The following is a 16,876-nucleotide window of genomic DNA, read 5'->3' as shown; positions in this document are numbered from 1 at the left end:
CGATCATGAATCAAACCGCCGCTCTGCTGCCGCGCGATGAGGACACTGTGGACCTGAGAGCCAGGCTCAAGAAGTCCCAACGCGCCTATAAACTGAAATCCTTCGCGCTGATCGCACCGCTGTTCCTTTTCGTGGTGGTGTGCTTCGCCTTCCCGATCGGCACGATGCTCAGCCGCAGTGTCGACAATCCTGAAGTCAACACGTCCATGCCTGCTACTACAGCGGCGTTAAGCACCTGGACTGGCGACGCTTTGCCAGATGAAGGCGCCTATGCTGCGGTGATCAAGGACTTGGCAGATGCCAAGGAAAATGGCCAGATTCTCGCCCTGAGCAAACGGCTCAACTACGAGATTGCTGACTACCGCGCAGTGATCAGCAAGACCCTGCGCAACTTACCGGATCAAAACGCGGCCTCAAAACGCTCGGCGTTGATCGCAGTCGACAAGGCCTGGGGCGATGTCGCCTACTGGAAAGCGCTCAAGCAGGCCTCCTCGAAACTGACGCCGTACTACCTGCTGGCCGCCCTGGATCATCGCTTTGACTCGGCCACCGGCAGCATCGTCAAGGCCGATGCCAATCAGTCGATCTACGTCGATATTTTCGCCCGCACCTTCTACATCGGCGCGATCGTCACGGTGCTTTGCCTGCTGCTGGGTTTCCCCGTGGCGTACTGGCTGGCCATCCTGCCTGAAGGCAAAAGCAACCTGCTGATGATCTGCGTGCTGCTGCCGTTCTGGACCTCATTGATCGTGCGCACCGCGGCGTGGATCGTGCTGCTGCAATCAGACGGTCTGATCAATCGCACGCTGATGTTTGTGGGCATCGTCGATTCCCCGATTCAGCTGGTGTTCAACCGCACCGGGGTGATCATCGCGATGACCCACGTGCTGCTGCCGTTCATGATTCTGCCGCTGTATAGCGTGATGAAAGCCATTCCCTCCAATTACGTACGGGCGGCGATCTCATTGGGGGCTCATCCGTTTGTGGCCTTCTGGCGAATCTACGTGCCGCAGACGTTCGCAGGCCTCGCCGCTGGGGGCTTGCTGACCTTCATTCTCGCCATCGGTTACTACGTGACCCCGGCATTGGTGGGGGGCGCGGCGGATCAGATGGTCAGCTACTTCGTCGCGTTCTACACCAACAAAACAGTGAACTGGGGCATGGCGTCCGCGCTCGGCAGCCTGCTGCTGATCGCCACCCTGCTGCTTTACATGGTGTACGGCAAGCTCACTAACCCGACGCAGGCGAGGTAATTGGCCATGTTGCAACCATACGCATCTCCCGTAGAAAAGCTGGCTCGGTTCGCACTGGTGTCGGCGTCCATCCTGATTCTGCTGTTTTTGATCGTGCCGATCCTGGTGATCATCCCGCTGTCGTTCAATGCATCGTCGTTCCTGACCTACCCAATGGACGGATTTTCCTTTCGGTGGTACGAGGAACTGATGTCCTCCCAGGAGTGGCAGCAGGCGTTCAAGAACAGCTTCATCATTGCCCCCGGCGCCACGTTGCTGGCGATGATCTTCGGCACGATGGCCTCGGTAGGCCTGTGCCGGGGCGATTTTCGCTTCAAGAGCGTGGTGATGGCGTTCCTGATCTCGCCGATGATCGTGCCGCTGATTATCGTCGCGGTGGGCCTGTACTTCTTCTTCGCCAAACTGCAATTGCTCAACAGCTACATCGGTCTGGTCCTGGCCCACGCCATGCTCGGCGTGCCGTTCGTGGTCATCACGGTCAACGCGACGATGCAGGGCTTCGACACCAATCTCAGTCGTGCTGCTGCCAGTCTCGGCGCGCCGCCACTGACGGTTTTCTTTCGCGTGGTGCTGCCGCTGATTGCACCGGGTGTCATCTCCGGCGGTCTGTTCGCGTTCGCGACCTCCTTCGATGAAGTGGTGGTGACACTGTTCCTCGCCAGCCCCTCGCAACGCACTCTGCCGCTGCAAATGTTTGCCGGCATCAGAGAGAACATCAGCCCGAATATCGCGGCCGTGGCCACCATCATGGTCGTGCTCTCGGTGTTGATGCTGCTGACCCTGGAAGTGCTGCGGCGTCGTAATCAGAAGCTCAAGGTAAAACAAGAATAAACAGGCGGGCGCAGTCCTTTTAGACGCATTGAACACCCCATAACTTCGTCCCGGGTCTTGCTCGGGACAGCAAACTCCTGTCCAGATTCAGAGGTTGAGAATGACTAACTTAGTGGGCGATGTATCCAGCGCCGCGCGCATCCTGCCGCCGCTGAACGGCGAGACGTTGTTCATCCGCAAAGGCAAAGGCGCCCATCTCTGGGACGACAAGGGCCGCACGTACATTGACACCGCGTTGGGCTTTGGCGCGGTGTTGTTGGGGCATGCAAACGATTTGGTGAATGCTGCCGTGACCCAAGCCCTTGACGATAGCGCGGCCCCCTCCTGGGCTCATGTTCGCGAACATGAGGCGGCCACCGCGCTGGCCTCGCACACGGGCGAACTGACGAAAGTCATGTTCACCAACTCGGGCAGCGAAGCGGTACATCTGGCTTGCCGAGCCGCGCGGGCGTACACCGGTCGCGCAAAAATCGCCAAAATGGCCGCCGGTTTCGATGGCTGGTTCGATGACGTCAGCTACGGCAACGTGACCTCCGACGAAGCAAGCTTCAAAGACGGCGCACGTCCGTCCACCGAACGCACCACGCTGATTCGTTTCAATGACTTCGCTGACGTCGAACGGCTGTTCACTGAGGACTCTGACATTGCGGCAGTGATTCTCGAACCCATGCTCGCCAACGCGGGCTGCATCATGCCGCTGCCCGGCTACCTAAAGCACGTGCAGGATGTCGCCCACAGGCACGGCGCTTTGGTGATCTGCGATGAAGTGCTGATGGGTTTCCGTCTGTTTGCGGGACTCGCTGGGCTACGTGAGGGTCTGGACCCAGACCTGGCCTGTGTCGGCAAGGCGATCGGCAACGGCGTACCGGTGTCTGCGGTGGTGGGCAAACCCATTATTCTCGCGGGCTTCGAGCAAGGACGCGTGGCGCGCGGCGGCACATTCAGCGGTAACCCGCTGGCGTGCGCGGCGGTCAGCAGTACGCTGGCGCTGCTGGATAAGTGTGACTACGAGCAACTGATCCAGCGTGGCGAGGAACTGCGGGGTGCCATAGAGACAACCTTCAAATCCCATGGCATCGCCGTCGCCACCAGCGGCTACGGAAATGTCTTCGGCATCTGGCCCGCTGCAACGGCCCCGGTCACCTATGAGCAAGCCGCCAGGATCGCTAGCCCTGCGTTCACCAAAGCGCTGCATCTGGCCCTGCGTGAAGCGGGCGTGCTAATGATGCCATCGCCTTATGGACGCATATACATTTCTTTCGAGCACAGCGATGAGGTGATCGAGGAAATGAAGGTGGCGTTTGACAAAGCGGCTAAACAACTAAAACCGCAGTTCGCAAAAGGCTGATTTCCCCAAGCAAAAAAATGCCAGTCGGTTGCGCCGACTGGTTTTTTTTGTTTTGGGGTAATCCGCGTTTTAAACCAGATTCAAATCGCATCTTCCAGCGTGAGCTCAGGGGGTTGCCGACGCAACCCTCCTGTCAGGTACATCAGGTACACAAAACCAATCGCCAGCCAGGACAACCCCAATTCGACGGCATTGGAGTCCAGGCTGAACATCAGCCACAAATCGGCCGCCATACCGGCGAGCGGCAACAGAACATAGAGAATCATCGCCTTCAAGCCACGCCGTTTTTGCCCGATCCAGTAATGGAATATGACTGAAAGGTTGACCATGATGAAAGTCAGAAACGCGCCGAAGTTGATGAACGAAGTCGAGGTGGTTACGTCCATTTTCAGCGCGAGTAATGCCACCACAGCGCTGAGCAGGATGCAGCCTACCGGAGTTCCGAAACGCGGCGACAGGTAGCCGAAAAAGCCTTTGGGCAGCACCGAATCGCGTCCCAACACATAGAGCAGTCGCGAGCCGCTGGCCTGTGCGGCGATGCCCGAGGTGAACTGTCCGATCACCAGTCCGATCAGGAAGATCGACACGAAAAGGTCCCCTCCGATGTTCTTGGCAATCTCGTAGGCCGCCGAGTCAACGTTAGCAAATTGCAACGAAGGCTGGGCGAGTTGCACCACATACGAAGTGCCTACAAAGATAAGGCCGCCGATCAAGGTCACCCAAAGAATCGCCCGCGGCATGTTGCGCTCGGGGTCGTGGGTCTCCTCGGTCAGGGTGCTCACGGCATCGAACCCCAGATAGGAATAACAGGCGATCGCAGCACCACTCATGATCATCGACCAGTGCGCCCCGCCCGTGGCGAACGGTGCCAGGGTAAACAACGGTTTGGAGGGATCACCCAGCGTGTAATGAACGCAGAGCACGATAAACGCCGCCAGAATCAACACCTGCAGCAACAGCAACAGGATGTTCACGGCAGTCGCCAGTTTGAGCCCATAGATGTTGATCACGGTGGTCAGCGCAATGAATGCCAACAGCCAGACGAACTGCGGGATCTCAGGGAACGCCGAGTTGAGATACGCGGTACCGATCAGCCAGATCGCCATCGGCAGGAACAGGTAATCCAGCAGAATCGCCCAGCCTGTCATGAACCCCAGCCGTGCATCGATGGCTTTCCTGACGTACGTATAGGAGGAGCCCGATACCGGGAACGCCTTCGCCATATGGGCATAGCTGATCGCGGTCAACAGCATCGCCACCAGCGCGGCGAGATACGCCATGGGCACATGCCCGCCGCTCGATTGAGCGAGAATGCCGAAGGTGCCGAGGACGATGATCGGGGTCATCAGCCCTACCCCGAAAATGACCAAAGTGCCGAGCGATAAAGTGCGTTTTAAATGAGCCATTAACGTCTCCGATAATATTTTTAGTCGTCCGCACAAGGCGAGCCGGATGTATGGCAGTGGCAAGAAAATCAACAGCTATTAATTTTTAGGGGGATAGCGGTAAGCGCATTCAATCCATTGCTGAGGCCGGAGAATTGAATGAAAAATGGTCTGCTTTTGCGGTCAGGTCATTGGCCGATGATCAGTTCGCGGCGCTCCCCGACTTCGAGGATTTCGCCGTTCAGTCGCATACGCTGGTGATGGTCGTAAACATAGGGTTCGCGTGCCTTGGCCAGCAGCTTCGTATCAAGGGAGAGCCGAAGGGTCGCTTCGTCACGGCCGGCCTCCACCAGTAGATCGCCAAACGGATCGACAACAGCGCTGCCTCCGGCGAACACCAGACCGTCGTCACCTTTCCCAACCCGATTGACCATGACCGCAAAGGCCTGATTTTCCAGTGCCCGAGCCATGACACAAGTGCGGTGTGTCGGGCCATAGGGATCGAAGTTGCCGTTAGTGACAATCAGCAACTGCGCGCCCATTTGACCGAGTGCGCGGGCGGGCTCAGGGAATTCGATGTCGTAGCAGATCATCAGCCCCACGCGTATCCCCTTCCACATGACCGTCGACATCCGGTCACCGGCTTCGAACACGTCACGCTCTCCCGACCACAGATGAGTCTTGCGGTAGTAGAGCGCGATGCCTTCTTCAGGGGTGATGAGCACCGTCGTGTTAAAGAACCGCCCGTCATGCACTTCGGCGATACCCACCGCGACCGCGAGATTTCTAGCCTTCGCAGCCTGATGGACGCGGGCAAGCGTAGGCCCGTCGAGGGGTTCGGCAATCAGCGCGACATTGGCTTTGGTGGGAAAGCCAGTCAGGTAGGTTTCCGGCAACACCAAAAGCCCGGTGTCCGATGCGCAAGCCTCGATCAGGGCAAGGGTGCGCCCCAGGTTGTACTCGACATCGCCATCCCGACCGTTGACTTGAGCAAGTTCGACATTCATGTGTGGTTCTCCGCATAACGCCGGCCGACGCCGGTTACATTTCGTTAGGGTATTATCAACGCCCGCTGGCGAAGGGGAATCACACGTCGTGGGTAATCCCAAGGAGTGACAATGACACCGACATTGCATGAGATCGCCTGGCATCGAACGTTCGGCATCCTGATTGGCGCCATCGGCCAGCCGAATTTCTGGCAGACGGTGGTTCGAAGGGTCAGAGACGTGCTGCAGTTCGATAATTGGGTCGCGCTGCTCTTTCTCGACGGACGCCCTTGCCTGCTCGATGAATCACCGGCTGCGGACGGCGGCCCAGACACGCTGTTTCAGGACTACTTGCACGGCATTTATCTGGTCGACCCGTTTTACCGGGTCAACTGTGAACAGGCGCAGAGTGGGTTATTCCAACTACGAGACGTCGCGCCCGACTGTTTCGAACAGACCGAGTACTACCAGCGCTACTTCCAGCTGAACGTGGTAGCCGACGAAATCCAATTCAACTGCCGCATAGACGAGCGGCAACTGGTCTGCCTGTCGTTCGGTTCACGTACGCCCATCAGCAACGATGAAATCGCACATTTGACGCTGTTCCAGGGGTGGATGGATGCCCTGATCCGCCAACACATGGCGCACAACCCGCCCGATCCACAGCCGCTGCGATCGCAGTCGCATCAGGGTCTTGAGAATTTGCGAGCCATGCTGACGCCAAGAGAGTTCGACATCTGTCAGTTGATGCTCAGCGGCCATTCAAGCAAACGCATCGCGGACCTGTCAGACATCTCAGTCGATACCGTAAAGACCCACCGTCGGCACATCTACAGCAAACTGGGCATTAACACTCAGTCAGAGCTGTTTTGTTCGTTTTTGTCGCCGTGATGGTAGGGCTAGCGTTTGTGCGAGCGTTAGCAATTGAAAGGCGGTTATCGGCCAGAAGCGCTCATTTCACATTGCTCTGATATGTTCAATCCGTGCCAAAGATCCGTTGCATTCTCCAGCCCGTGCGATAGGAAGGTTTTTTGCTCCTCAAGGACGAGCCTAGAATAGATGAAAGCTCACATTCACAATGCTCCAGAACGAGTCATGCGAGGACATTACAAATGTGCGGCGTGGCTTCCACGGGGCCTGCCTGGGCAGCCCCCGGGAGGTACGTCAGCCTTCGTTGTTGACCTGTGCAGATCGCTGCGCAGCGGAGGTTTCTATCCAGCCGCCACCGAGGGCTTTGAACAGATTCACTTCGCTGGTTAACTGTGCCAAGCGATCGGTGATCACCGATTGCTGCGATGAAAACAACGAGCGCTGAGCATCCAGGAAGGTCAAGTTGCTGTCGGTACCTGCTTGATAACGCAGTTCCGCCAAATGGTAGTAATTCTGGTTGGCTTTGACGGAATCCTGCTGCGCCTGCAATTGATCGCGATAAGTCTTACGAGCTGCCAGGCCATCGGAGACTTCCTGAAAAGCGGTTTGGATGGCCTTCTCATAGTTAGCGACGTTAATGTCCTTCTGTATTTTCGAGTAATCCAGGCTTGCTCTCAGACTACCGGCGTTAAATATCGGCAAGCTGAGGCTCGGGGCGAAGGACCAGCTTCCCTGCCCTCCTTTGAACAGATCGCCTAACTGAGCACTGGAGGAACCGGCGCTAGCAGTCAGGCTGATACTGGGGAAGAAAGCCGCGCGCGCAGCACCAATGTTGGCGTTGGACGCGATAAGTGTATGCTCCGCCTCAAGGATGTCTGGCCGACGACGCAGTAGATCGGAAGTAATCCCAGGCGGCACTTCTGTAATTTGTTTTGAGTCCAGCGGAAGACTTGCCGGAAGGTCCTCTGGTAGCTCAGTACCCAGCAGCAGAACCAGCGCGTCCCTATCCTGCGCGACAGTACGTTGGTAAGTCGCCAGGCTGACACGTGCAGACTCCACAGAAGTGCGGGCCTGTGCCAGGTCTAACGCTGAGGTTATACCTACTTCAGTGCTACGCGCAGTCAACTTCAAGCTCTGTTCATAAGCCCCCAGCGTATCTTGTGTCAGCTGGAGCAACTCCTTGTCTGCTTGCCAGGCGTAGTAGGCATTAGCCACACTTGCCACTAGGGCGATGTGCGTGGAGCGACGAGCTTCCTCGCTTGCTAAATACGTCTCTAGTGCTTCTTTGTTCAAGCTGCGAACACGGCCAAAAAAGTCCAGCTCGTAGGCACTAATGCCTAGGTTAGCTGAATAGCTACTAGAGATACCCGCTCTGCCAGTACTGCTCAAATCAGCAGGCAAGCGCTCTCGGGTACCGCTGGCGTTAGCTGCTACTGCAGGGAACAGGTCAGCGCGCTGAATACGGTACTGCGCTCTGTACGATTCGATGTTCAGTGCGGCCACCCGCAGATCCCGATTATTCGTCAACGAAACCTGGATAAGTTGCTGCAATGCTGAATCACGGAACACATTCCGCCAGCCTTGCTCGCCAGCGGCCGCCGATTCGCCCGCCTGACTTGAAGTATCAGACAGCTCGTGCGGGTAAAGCGCCGCGACCGGCGAGGCTGGCTGCCGGTACTCTGGAATCAACGAACACCCCGACAGTGCAACAGCAGTGATAGCGATGGCTAGTATGGACTTATGCATTACTCAGCCTCGCTGGTAGTCAGTTCAGTCTCGGCTTTATCACTTTTGCGCTTGTCGCCGAACAGTGTGGATACAACCACGTAAAACAGTGGTACCCAAAAGATGGCGAGCGATGTAGCAGTCAACATACCGCCAATTACGCCGGTACCGATGGCGTGTTGGCTGCCCGAACCGGCGCCTGTGGAAATGGCAAGAGGAACAACCCCGAGGATGAAAGCCAAAGACGTCATTATGATCGGGCGTAACCGCATGCGGCAGGCTTGCACAGCCGCCTCAATGTAGCTCTTGCCCTCTTCATGAAGCTCTTTGGCAAACTCCACGATCAGGATCGCGTTCTTTGCAGCCAGGCCAATTGTGGTCAACAGGCCAACCTGGAAATACACGTCGTTGGACAAACCGCGCAAGCTAGTAGCCAGTAGCGCACCAAGTAGCCCAAGCGGTACGACGAGCATGACGGCGATAGGAATCGACCAGCTTTCATACAGCGCCGCCAGACAGAGGAACACCATCAGCATGGAGAGCGCATACAAGGCGGGTGCCTGCGACCCGGACAGTTTTTCTTCATAAGAAAGACCGGTGTAGGAAAAGCCAATACCCGATGGCAACTGGGCCGCGATCCGCTCGACCTCAGCCATGGCTTCACCCGTACTGTAACCAGGTGCCGGGGAGCCGAGGATCTCAACCGCTGGTACGCCGTTATAGCGGGATAGTTTTGGCGACCCATAAGTCCAGGTACCGCTGGCGAATGCCGAGAATGGCACCATGGTTCCTGAACTGTTACGTACATACCATTTGTTGAGGTCCTCAGGGTTCATTCGAGACTCTGGCTGCCCCTGGATGTACACCTTTTTGACACGTCCACGATCAATGAAGTCGTTTACGTAGCTGCCCCCCAGGGCATAGGACAACGTATTGTTAACGTCGGAGACCGTCACGCCCAGAGCTTCGATAAGCTCATCGTTTATCTGCAGTTGGTACTGCGGCTCGTCACTCAAGCCATTAGGACGCACCTGACTCAAAATCTTGCTTTGTGCCGCGAGCGCCAGAAACTTATTACGCGCGTCCATTAACTTCTCGTGACCGCCACCAGCCTGGTCTTGCAGGTATATATCAAAGCCCGTCGCGTTACCCAACTCCATCACCGCTGGCGGCGCGAATGCAAATACCAACGCATCACGCAAGCTGGTGAAATGCTGTTGAGCGCGCTCCGCAACTTTCGCCACCGTATCGCTCGAGCCTCGCTCATCCCACGGCTTCAGCATGATGAAGCCCATGCCAGAGCTTTGGCCACGACCGGCAAAGTTAAATCCTGTCACGGTGAACACCGAACTGACCGCGCCAGCCTCGTCCTTAAGCAAATAGTCGCGCATGTCGTTCACAACGTTCTGCGTGCGTTCAGCGGTCGACCCCGGAGGCGTTTGCACTTGAGCAAAAAGCACGCCTTGGTCCTCTTCGGGAAGGAAAGCTGAAGGAATGCGAGTGAACAACCAAACCATCCCGACAACGATCAGAAGGTAAGCCACCAGATAAGGTGCCTTGCGTCGTAGAATATGCGTGACGCTGCGCTCGTAGCCTTGAACAGTGGCGTCGAACTTGCGATTGAACCAGCCGAAAAAACCACGGTTCTTAGCATGAGGCTGACCTTTCGGCACAGCCTTCAACATTGTTGCGCAGAGTGCCGGCGTAAAGATCAGGGCCACCAACACCGACAATGCCATGGCCGAGACAATAGTGATCGAGAACTGCCTGTAGATCACCCCCGTGGAACCGCCAAAGAACGCCATAGGCAGAAGCACCGCCGACAGCACCATCGCAATACCGACCAAGGCGCCCTGTATCTGCCCCATAGATTTGCGTGTCGCTTCTTTAGGCGACAAGCCCTCCTCGGTCATAACCCTCTCAACGTTTTCCACCACCACGATCGCGTCGTCTACCAGCAAGCCGATAGCCAGGATCATGCCGAACATGGTCAAAGTGTTGATGCTGAAACCGGCAGCGGAAAGAATACCGAAGGTTCCGAGCAACACCACCGGAACGGTCATCGTGGTAATGATGGTCGCACGGAAGTTCTGCAGGAACAGGTACATGACCAAGAAGACAAGAACAATTGCCTCGACCAGTGTTTCCAATACGTTATGAATCGAGGTGGTGACAACTGGCGTGGTGTCGTATGGATATACCACTTTTACGCCGGGCGGGAAGAACGGCTCAAGCTGTTTGACGGTATTGCGAATCGCTGTCGCAGTGTCGAGAGCGTTTGCGCCCGTAGCCAGCTTAATGGCCATACCGGAGGCTGCTTTGCCGTTGTACTCAGAACTGATGCTGTAGCTTTCGCCGCCCAGTGCCACATCAGCAACGTCACCGATACGGACCTGAGAGCCATCGGCGTTGACCTTTAGCAGAATCTTCTTGAACTGTTCCGCGGTCTGCAGGCGAGTCTTGCCAATGATGGTGGCGTTGAGTTGCTGGCCTTTGATGGCTGGGAGACCACCCAATTGGCCCGAAGCAACCTGTACGTTCTGGTTGGTGATAGCAGTGGAGACATCAACCGGTGTCAGTTGATATTTGTCGAGCTTGGCCGGGTCTAGCCAGATGCGCATGGCGTACTGCGCACCGAAGACCTGATAGTCGCCTACCCCCGAGGTCCGGGATATAGAATCCTGCATATTTGACACGATGTAGTTCGCCAAGTCGTCCTTGGTCATGCTGCCATCGTCGGATACGAGACCAAGCACCATAAGAAAGTTCTTTACTCCCTTGGTCACTCGGATCCCCTGACTTTGTACCTCTTGCGGGAGCAAGGGCGTTGCCAGGTTTAGTTTGTTCTGCACCTGGACCTGAGCCGTGTCTGGGTTTGTTCCCTGGTTGAACGTTGCCGTAATGGTCATGCTGCCATCGGAATTACTGTCGGCCGCGATGTATCGCAGGTTGTCTATTCCGTTGAGCTGTTGCTCGATCACCTGCACCACCGTGTCCTGCACAGTTTGCGCAGAAGCCCCCGGGTAGGTCACCGTAATATCGATAGAGGGTGGAGCAATGCTGGGGTATTGGTTGACCGGCAGGTTGAGGATGGACAATCCACCAACCAGCATGATTATCAAGGCGATAACCCAGGCAAAAATAGGTCGATCAATGAAGAATTTAGACATGACCTATTCCTCCTTCGCCGAGGCGTTAGCCTGAGCATTGGAAGTAGCTGGCTTAACGTTCTTTGCTTCGGAAACCTGGACCGTATCGCCAGCTTTGATATTTTGCAGACCTTCTGTGATCAGTTGGTCGCCATCGTGCAGGCCATCCTCGATGACCCATTTGTTACCGTCAGTGCGGCTTGTTTTCAGCTGTCGCAACTCAACCTTGTTCTGCGCGTTGACAACCATGGCAGTAGGACTGCCCTTGAGATCACGAGTCACGCCTTGCTGGGGCGCGAGGATAGCTGATGCCTGGGTGCCAACATCCAGCTTGGCATGAACGAACATTCCCGGCAGCAAAGTGTGTTCTGGGTTCGGAAACATCGCCCGTAACGTAACCGAGCCAGTGGCTTGATCCACCGACACTTCCGCGAACTCCAATTTCCCCGGCTGGCCGTATTGACTTCCGTCCTCCAGTGTCAGCGCCACCTTGGCGGAGTTTTCACCAGTTTTCTGCAACAGACCGTTAGCGAGGTCGCGGCGCAGTTTCAGTATTTCTGAGGACGACTGTGTGACGTCGACGTAGATGGGATCGAGCTGCTGAATGGTCGCCAGTGCCGTTGTCTGACCATTGCTGACCAACGCCCCCTCAGTAATCGAAGAACGACCTATCCGACCGGAGATCGATGCCAAAACTTTGGTGTACCGTAAATTGATCTGGGCACTCTTGAGCGTTGCTTCAGCTTGAAGTTTGGTTGACGTGGCATCGTCGTACTCCTGCCGACTTACCGCCTGCTCTTTGATCAACTGCTGGTACCGTCCTGCCAATGACTTGGCGGAAGCCAAGCTGGCTTGCGCACTCGACAAAGTGGCGTCATAAACAGATGGATCAATCTGATACAACTGATCACCGGCTTTGACGTCCGCACCTTCCTTGAACAACCGTTTGAGGATGATGCCGTCGACTTGAGGGCGGACTTCAGCCACACGGAAGGCTGTGATTCTTCCTGGAAGATCAGCGGTCAAGGTAAATGTTTGAGGATGGAGGGTCACCACACCCACCTGCGGCGTCGGGGGCGGCGGAGCAGCTTCTTCTTTTTTGCACCCGCTAAGCGTAACGGCGAGAGCGACTGCCGCTACGAGCGGAGCGATGGTTGTCTTAAGATGCATGTGAAACCTCGACTTAAGTGCGCGTGTACGCAATAAACATTGCGGAATCAGGCGCTCGCCCGACCCCTATAATTAGGGAGCTAACTATCAATCCAATCTCTACCCGCTCACATACCAGCGAATCTATGAGCCGAAAAAACCGCAGCGACGGAAGATTTGCTCAGAGGAAAGCTGTCGGGCTGCCCCTTACGGGACGAGCAAAAGGAGGGTTATGATTGTGTTTTTGAAGTCATAACCGTACAGTACGGTAGATTATTGAGAGCAGGTAGCGGCGTCAAGCCTTAAATGCACCATGCTGTACGATTAAGAGGGATTTATTTTGAGAGTGAAAACCGAAGCGCAACGCTTGGCCATCGTCCAGGCGGCCACCTCAGTTTTCCAGGAAATGGGTTACCAGGCGGCGTCTATGAACCGAGTAGCGGCTAAGATCGGCGGCTCAAAGGGGACCTTGTACAACTACTTTTCTTCGAAGGAGGAGCTATTCGCCGAGGTAATGACCTTGGCTGTGCGTCCAAATGCCGCACAGGCATTTGCGCAGCTCGACAACCCGGGAAAGAAATCCCTCACCACCGTCTTGGAACGGTTCGGCAAGGCCTATTTGCGCTTTTACCTTGCACCTGAAATGCTCGAGATCACGCGGCTGGCCATTTCTGAAGGTAAAGATGGCAGGTTGGGCGCGCTCCTTTACAAAGAAGGCGTGCTCGATGGCTGGAAACAGGTCGTGAGCTTTCTTGAGCCGCGCCTCGATCCGGAGCGCATCCCCAAATCTGGTATCTGGACAGTGGCCTTGCAGTATCGAGCGCTGCTGATGAGCGATCTGATTGAGCGTCGGTTGCGTGGGGTAGTCTTGGAAATCGAGGAAGTGATTTTGGATCAAGTGTCTTCAGATGCAGCTGCGATGATTCAAAATGCGTATGGGTTTTCGAAATAAGTGTGGTGTGCTCTGAGACTAACTGCACAGTAAACTTGTACACATGCCTTAGTCCGGCACCACAAGACTCTAGGAGAGACAGCATAACGGGACCTTTACGCCCTCCGTTATGCTGCCTCCTGCTTTGATCTCGACTGCCGACCTTCTTGTTCTATTAGAGATGGATGTGACACGCCCGGCCCGCGACTTGAGTTATGCCGACACGCCCTCTCGCACCGCCCCATGGGCGGCTTATACCAATACCCAGCGTAACCTAAAGCACTAATAGCCAGCTTTAGGTGAGATCAGTAACGACGAATCAGTCACTCGTCTAGCACTGATTCGACCACACTTCTCTAGGGATCAGTACGACACCATCGAATAACAGACGCGCAGTTCGAACTAAACCACAACGCACGAATTGTCCATCTCGCAGGCAGAGGGTAACCGTAAACTCACCCGTGGGATGCTCGACAGACACCGAAACTTCGTCTCCAGGATTGATCTGCGCTATCTCGCTGGCGACCGAGCCAGGGATCAGACAAGCTGACGCCACGCTTACAGCACCAAATACGCCAATGGAAGTGTGGCAACGATGCGGAATAAAAGTACGCGTGCAGATTGCCCCTCCACTTAGCGGCGCAGCAACCAACGACAATTTAGGCACGGTTCTCTCACTCACCTCCCCAAGATTCATCGCAGCCCCCGCCTGTAAGCGAATCGACTCCAGCGTGTTCTTTAAGTTTAAGTCAGCCTCTAATTCCTCGGGCGTCTCGTATCCGGTCAGACCAAGTTCAGCCGCCTGAATAATGACCACTGGCATCCCGTTGTCGATACAGGTCACAGGAACCTCGTCGAAATAATCCACTGCATTTCCAGTCGGTAGCAGCGAACCGCAACTGGACCCCGCAATATCCTCAAACTCGACGATCAACGGCGCGGCAGTTCCGGGAACACCATCAATACGCGCATCCCCGGAATAGCAGACCTCTGCACCTGGAGTGAGAACATTAGCCACCGCCACTTGGCCGGTGTTCTCCATGAATATCCTCACTTGGGTGATTTGGTCCTTGGCCGGGACTAGATTGCGCTCGATCGCGAACGGGCCAACACCGGCGAGGATGTTTCCACAGTTCTGGCCGTAGTCGACCTGAGCCTTATCGACCACAACCTGCGCAAACAGATAATCGACGTCCGCATCAGCACGAGATGAACGACGGATAATCGCTACCTTGCTGGTCAACGAGTCTGCGCCACCGATACCATCGATCTGCCGCAGATCCGGCGAACCCATGGCGGCCAGTAGCACGCGGTCCCGGGCTGCCGGATTAGCGGGCAAATCGTCGGCCAGAAAATAAGCGCCTTTAGAGGTGCCCCCGCGCATCATGAGGCAGGGGATTCGGGTTTGTTGCATGGCTCTCAGGCCCCCATCTTTTCAGTTTGTTATTCGGGCAGTCAGCAAACGAGCGCGCCCTAAAGAACGGGAGCCTGCGAGCTTTCTCGTGGCCATACCGCTTTTAAAAACCTGCAGGTAAGTCAGCTTCTAATTCGACTGCTCATGACAAGAGCATTTGTTCGGGCTATGAGCCCCGCAGCTCTTCCAGGCTGTCGAAGTACTTCAAGCCCTTCTCCGCCAAGCGGCCACGCATGTCATAGATGTCCAGCCCCAGTTCCCCGGCCGCCAAACGCAGGCGTTTTTGCTCCTCAAGATCGGCCCGTTTGCGGCTGGCCACAAGCACGGCCGGCAATTCGGCACGGGATACAATGACCACGCCGTCGTCGTCCGCCAGCACCACGTCACCTGGGTTCACGAGCTGTCCGGCGCAGACGATGGGGATATTCACCGAGCCAAGCGTCTCCTTGATCGTGCCTTGTGCATGCACTGCCCGCGACCAAACCGCAAAGCCCATCTCGCGCAGGGTGCGGGTATCACGCACCCCGGCATCCAGCACCAGGCCGGTCACGCCCCGAGCCTTGAGCGAAGTCGCCAGCAGGTCGCCGAAAAACCCGTCGGAGCACGGCGAACTCGGCGCCACCACGAGAATGTCCCCAGGCTGACACTGCTCCACCGCGACATGGAACATCCAGTTATCCCCGGGAGCCACCAGCACCGTCACTGCCGAACCGCTGAGGGCGAAATCCTGTTGAATCGGCCGGATGTGTGGCGCCAGCAAACCCTTGCGCCCTTGAGCTTCGTGCACCGTGGCTACTCCATACTGGGTGAGCTCGGCGATCAACGCTTGGTCGGCGCGCGGGATATTGCGCACCACTACACCGGTTTTGCCAACAATGCTCATCCCAAACTCTCCGTTACGCGCGGGAAAATGCTCTGGTAGCCTTCACCGTAAATGATGTTTTTCTTCGCGGTAATGCCGATATTGCGCTTGGCCTGTACGCCACGCTGGAGGGCCACGCGGGTGTAGTACTCCCACAAGTGCTCCTGGCCGGCCATGCACTGAATGGCGGCATACTTCTTGTCCCACACCTCAGTGATGTCCAGCAGCACGTCGGGCTTCCAGTCGCACTGCTCGGGCTGGTGCGGCTCAAAGCTATATACCGGCGGCGCGCCGACGATCTGCTCGCCCGGCCTGTAGCCTTCGGCCTGGGCGATGATGCGCGCCTCTTGGGTAAGGTGCATGGCCAGCGGGTGGTCGTAGTTGTACGGGTCTTTGAGCGAATGGCTGAGCACGAATTCGGGCTGCACGCGCCGGAACACATCTGCGAGGCGGAACAGGGTTTCCTTATCAGCGCGCATCGGGTAGTCGCCGATGTCGAAGAATTCCACCGTGGCGCCAAGGATGTCGGCGGCGGCCTGGGCCTCTTCACGGCGCGCGGCCTTGACCTTGTCTTCGGTCATCTCGGCGCCCTTGCGCCAGAGCTTGGCCGACTCGCCACGCTCGCCAAACGACAGGCAGACGATATGCACCTTGTAGCCCTGGGCGGCATGCAGGGCGATCGAGCCGCCAGCGCGCCAGACGAAATCGGCACTGTGTGCGCTGACTACTAAAGCGGTCTTAAATGCGTTATTCATGAAGTAACCCTTTTTGTTTCCATTGTTCAAAACGCCGCTGTTTGGAACTTAGACCTTTTCACGATCTAACTGCCAAGCGGCCTCAGGAGAGATTTGAAGATAATCCGTGGCCGCAGCTCACTGCGTTTCGCCCAAATAAAGCCAGGTTTCCAGTACCGAGTCAGGGTTCAGGGAAACGCTCTCAATGCCCTGCTCCATCAGCCAGCGCGCCAGATCCG

At 56.4% G+C, this 16,876-nt stretch carries 14 protein-coding genes; 5 read left to right on the top strand and 9 right to left on the bottom strand.

Going from position 1 to position 16,876, the window contains the following annotated elements:
- Window positions 1-5 precede the first annotated feature (5 nt).
- The 3 genes from ACWKWM_RS23200 (at window position 6) to ACWKWM_RS23190 (ending at window position 3,432) form a co-directional block, all read left to right on the top strand.
- Complete coding sequence (locus ACWKWM_RS23200; RefSeq protein WP_483848383.1) at window positions 6-1,253, top strand: ABC transporter permease; 1,248 nt, start codon at window positions 6-8, stop codon at window positions 1,251-1,253.
- 6 nt (window positions 1,254-1,259) lie between these two features.
- Window positions 1,260-2,084 (top strand): ABC transporter permease, encoded by an 825-nt coding sequence (locus ACWKWM_RS23195; protein ID WP_483848382.1) that lies wholly within the window; start codon window positions 1,260-1,262, stop codon window positions 2,082-2,084.
- 100 nt (window positions 2,085-2,184) lie between these two features.
- Window positions 2,185-3,432, top strand: a complete 1,248-nt coding sequence (locus tag ACWKWM_RS23190) for an aspartate aminotransferase family protein (protein WP_483848381.1) — start codon at window positions 2,185-2,187, stop codon at window positions 3,430-3,432.
- A gap of 80 nt (window positions 3,433-3,512) precedes the next feature.
- On the opposite strand, the gene ACWKWM_RS23185 is transcribed toward ACWKWM_RS23190, so the two are convergent.
- Window positions 3,513-4,838, bottom strand: a complete 1,326-nt coding sequence (locus ACWKWM_RS23185) for an APC family permease (protein ID WP_483848380.1) — start codon at window positions 4,836-4,838, stop codon at window positions 3,513-3,515.
- A 167-nt stretch (window positions 4,839-5,005) separates the two neighbouring features.
- Window positions 5,006-5,824: a carbon-nitrogen hydrolase family protein gene (locus ACWKWM_RS23180; protein ID WP_483848379.1), complete on the bottom strand. Its 819-nt coding sequence runs from the start codon at window positions 5,822-5,824 to the stop codon at window positions 5,006-5,008.
- Between the two features lie 111 nt (window positions 5,825-5,935).
- Here ACWKWM_RS23180 and ACWKWM_RS23175 point away from each other — a divergent pair, with 111 nt between their 5' ends.
- Window positions 5,936-6,694: a helix-turn-helix transcriptional regulator gene (locus ACWKWM_RS23175; RefSeq protein ID WP_483848378.1), complete on the top strand. Its 759-nt coding sequence runs from the start codon at window positions 5,936-5,938 to the stop codon at window positions 6,692-6,694.
- 273 nt (window positions 6,695-6,967) lie between these two features.
- Here the strand turns inward: ACWKWM_RS23175 and ACWKWM_RS23170 are convergent, their stop codons facing one another.
- The 3 genes from ACWKWM_RS23170 to ACWKWM_RS23160 are packed head-to-tail and all read right to left on the bottom strand — an operon-like array spanning window position 6,968 to window position 12,717.
- Window positions 6,968-8,419 (bottom strand): efflux transporter outer membrane subunit, encoded by a 1,452-nt coding sequence (locus ACWKWM_RS23170; RefSeq protein ID WP_483848377.1) that lies wholly within the window; start codon window positions 8,417-8,419, stop codon window positions 6,968-6,970.
- Complete coding sequence (locus tag ACWKWM_RS23165) at window positions 8,419-11,568, bottom strand: efflux RND transporter permease subunit (protein WP_483848376.1); 3,150 nt, start codon at window positions 11,566-11,568, stop codon at window positions 8,419-8,421. Before ACWKWM_RS23165 ends, ACWKWM_RS23170 begins: the two co-directional genes overlap by 1 nt.
- Window positions 11,569-11,571: 3 nt before the next feature.
- Window positions 11,572-12,717, bottom strand: a complete 1,146-nt coding sequence (locus ACWKWM_RS23160) for an efflux RND transporter periplasmic adaptor subunit (protein WP_483848375.1) — start codon at window positions 12,715-12,717, stop codon at window positions 11,572-11,574.
- Window positions 12,718-13,042: 325 nt separating this feature from the next.
- Between ACWKWM_RS23160 and ACWKWM_RS23155 the strand changes: the two genes are divergently transcribed.
- The gene (locus tag ACWKWM_RS23155; protein ID WP_483848374.1) at window positions 13,043-13,648 is read left to right on the top strand and encodes a TetR/AcrR family transcriptional regulator; all 606 of its coding nucleotides are present in this window, start codon (window positions 13,043-13,045) and stop codon (window positions 13,646-13,648) included.
- 310 nt (window positions 13,649-13,958) lie between these two features.
- Here the strand turns inward: ACWKWM_RS23155 and ACWKWM_RS23150 are convergent, their stop codons facing one another.
- From ACWKWM_RS23150 to ACWKWM_RS23135, 4 genes are all read right to left on the bottom strand, one after another.
- Window positions 13,959-15,041, bottom strand: coding sequence for a 4-oxalomesaconate tautomerase (locus ACWKWM_RS23150; protein WP_483848373.1), 1,083 nt, complete (start codon window positions 15,039-15,041; stop codon window positions 13,959-13,961).
- 166 nt (window positions 15,042-15,207) lie between these two features.
- A complete protein-coding gene (locus ACWKWM_RS23145; protein WP_483848372.1) occupies window positions 15,208-15,924 on the bottom strand; it encodes a 4-carboxy-4-hydroxy-2-oxoadipate aldolase/oxaloacetate decarboxylase in 717 nt (238 codons plus the stop codon).
- Window positions 15,921-16,658: a 4-oxalmesaconate hydratase gene (galB, locus tag ACWKWM_RS23140; protein WP_483848371.1), complete on the bottom strand. Its 738-nt coding sequence runs from the start codon at window positions 16,656-16,658 to the stop codon at window positions 15,921-15,923. Before galB ends, ACWKWM_RS23145 begins: the two co-directional genes overlap by 4 nt.
- A gap of 117 nt (window positions 16,659-16,775) precedes the next feature.
- Window positions 16,776-16,876: hypothetical protein (locus ACWKWM_RS23135; RefSeq protein ID WP_483848495.1), on the bottom strand; the 101-nt coding region annotated here is incomplete at its 5' end.

The sequence above is a fragment of the Pseudomonas rosaeacicularis genome, from assembly GCF_057128745.1.
Note: the sequence above shows the minus strand (reverse complement) of the source record. Positions and strands in the feature narration are given on the sequence as shown.

Coding starts and splice junctions, on each gene's coding strand:
- ACWKWM_RS23200 (WP_483848383.1), top strand. CDS start 6: ATGAATCAAACCGCCGCTCTGCTGCCGCGCGATGAGGACACTGTGGAC.
- ACWKWM_RS23195 (WP_483848382.1), top strand. CDS start 1,260: ATGTTGCAACCATACGCATCTCCCGTAGAAAAGCTGGCTCGGTTCGCA.
- ACWKWM_RS23190 (WP_483848381.1), top strand. CDS start 2,185: ATGACTAACTTAGTGGGCGATGTATCCAGCGCCGCGCGCATCCTGCCG.
- ACWKWM_RS23185 (WP_483848380.1), bottom strand. CDS start 4,838: ATGGCTCATTTAAAACGCACTTTATCGCTCGGCACTTTGGTCATTTTC.
- ACWKWM_RS23180 (WP_483848379.1), bottom strand. CDS start 5,824: ATGAATGTCGAACTTGCTCAAGTCAACGGTCGGGATGGCGATGTCGAG.
- ACWKWM_RS23175 (WP_483848378.1), top strand. CDS start 5,936: ATGACACCGACATTGCATGAGATCGCCTGGCATCGAACGTTCGGCATC.
- ACWKWM_RS23170 (WP_483848377.1), bottom strand. CDS start 8,419: ATGCATAAGTCCATACTAGCCATCGCTATCACTGCTGTTGCACTGTCG.
- ACWKWM_RS23165 (WP_483848376.1), bottom strand. CDS start 11,568: ATGTCTAAATTCTTCATTGATCGACCTATTTTTGCCTGGGTTATCGCC.
- ACWKWM_RS23160 (WP_483848375.1), bottom strand. CDS start 12,717: ATGCATCTTAAGACAACCATCGCTCCGCTCGTAGCGGCAGTCGCTCTC.
- ACWKWM_RS23150 (WP_483848373.1), bottom strand. CDS start 15,041: ATGCAACAAACCCGAATCCCCTGCCTCATGATGCGCGGGGGCACCTCT.
- ACWKWM_RS23145 (WP_483848372.1), bottom strand. CDS start 15,924: ATGAGCATTGTTGGCAAAACCGGTGTAGTGGTGCGCAATATCCCGCGC.
- galB (WP_483848371.1), bottom strand. CDS start 16,658: ATGAATAACGCATTTAAGACCGCTTTAGTAGTCAGCGCACACAGTGCC.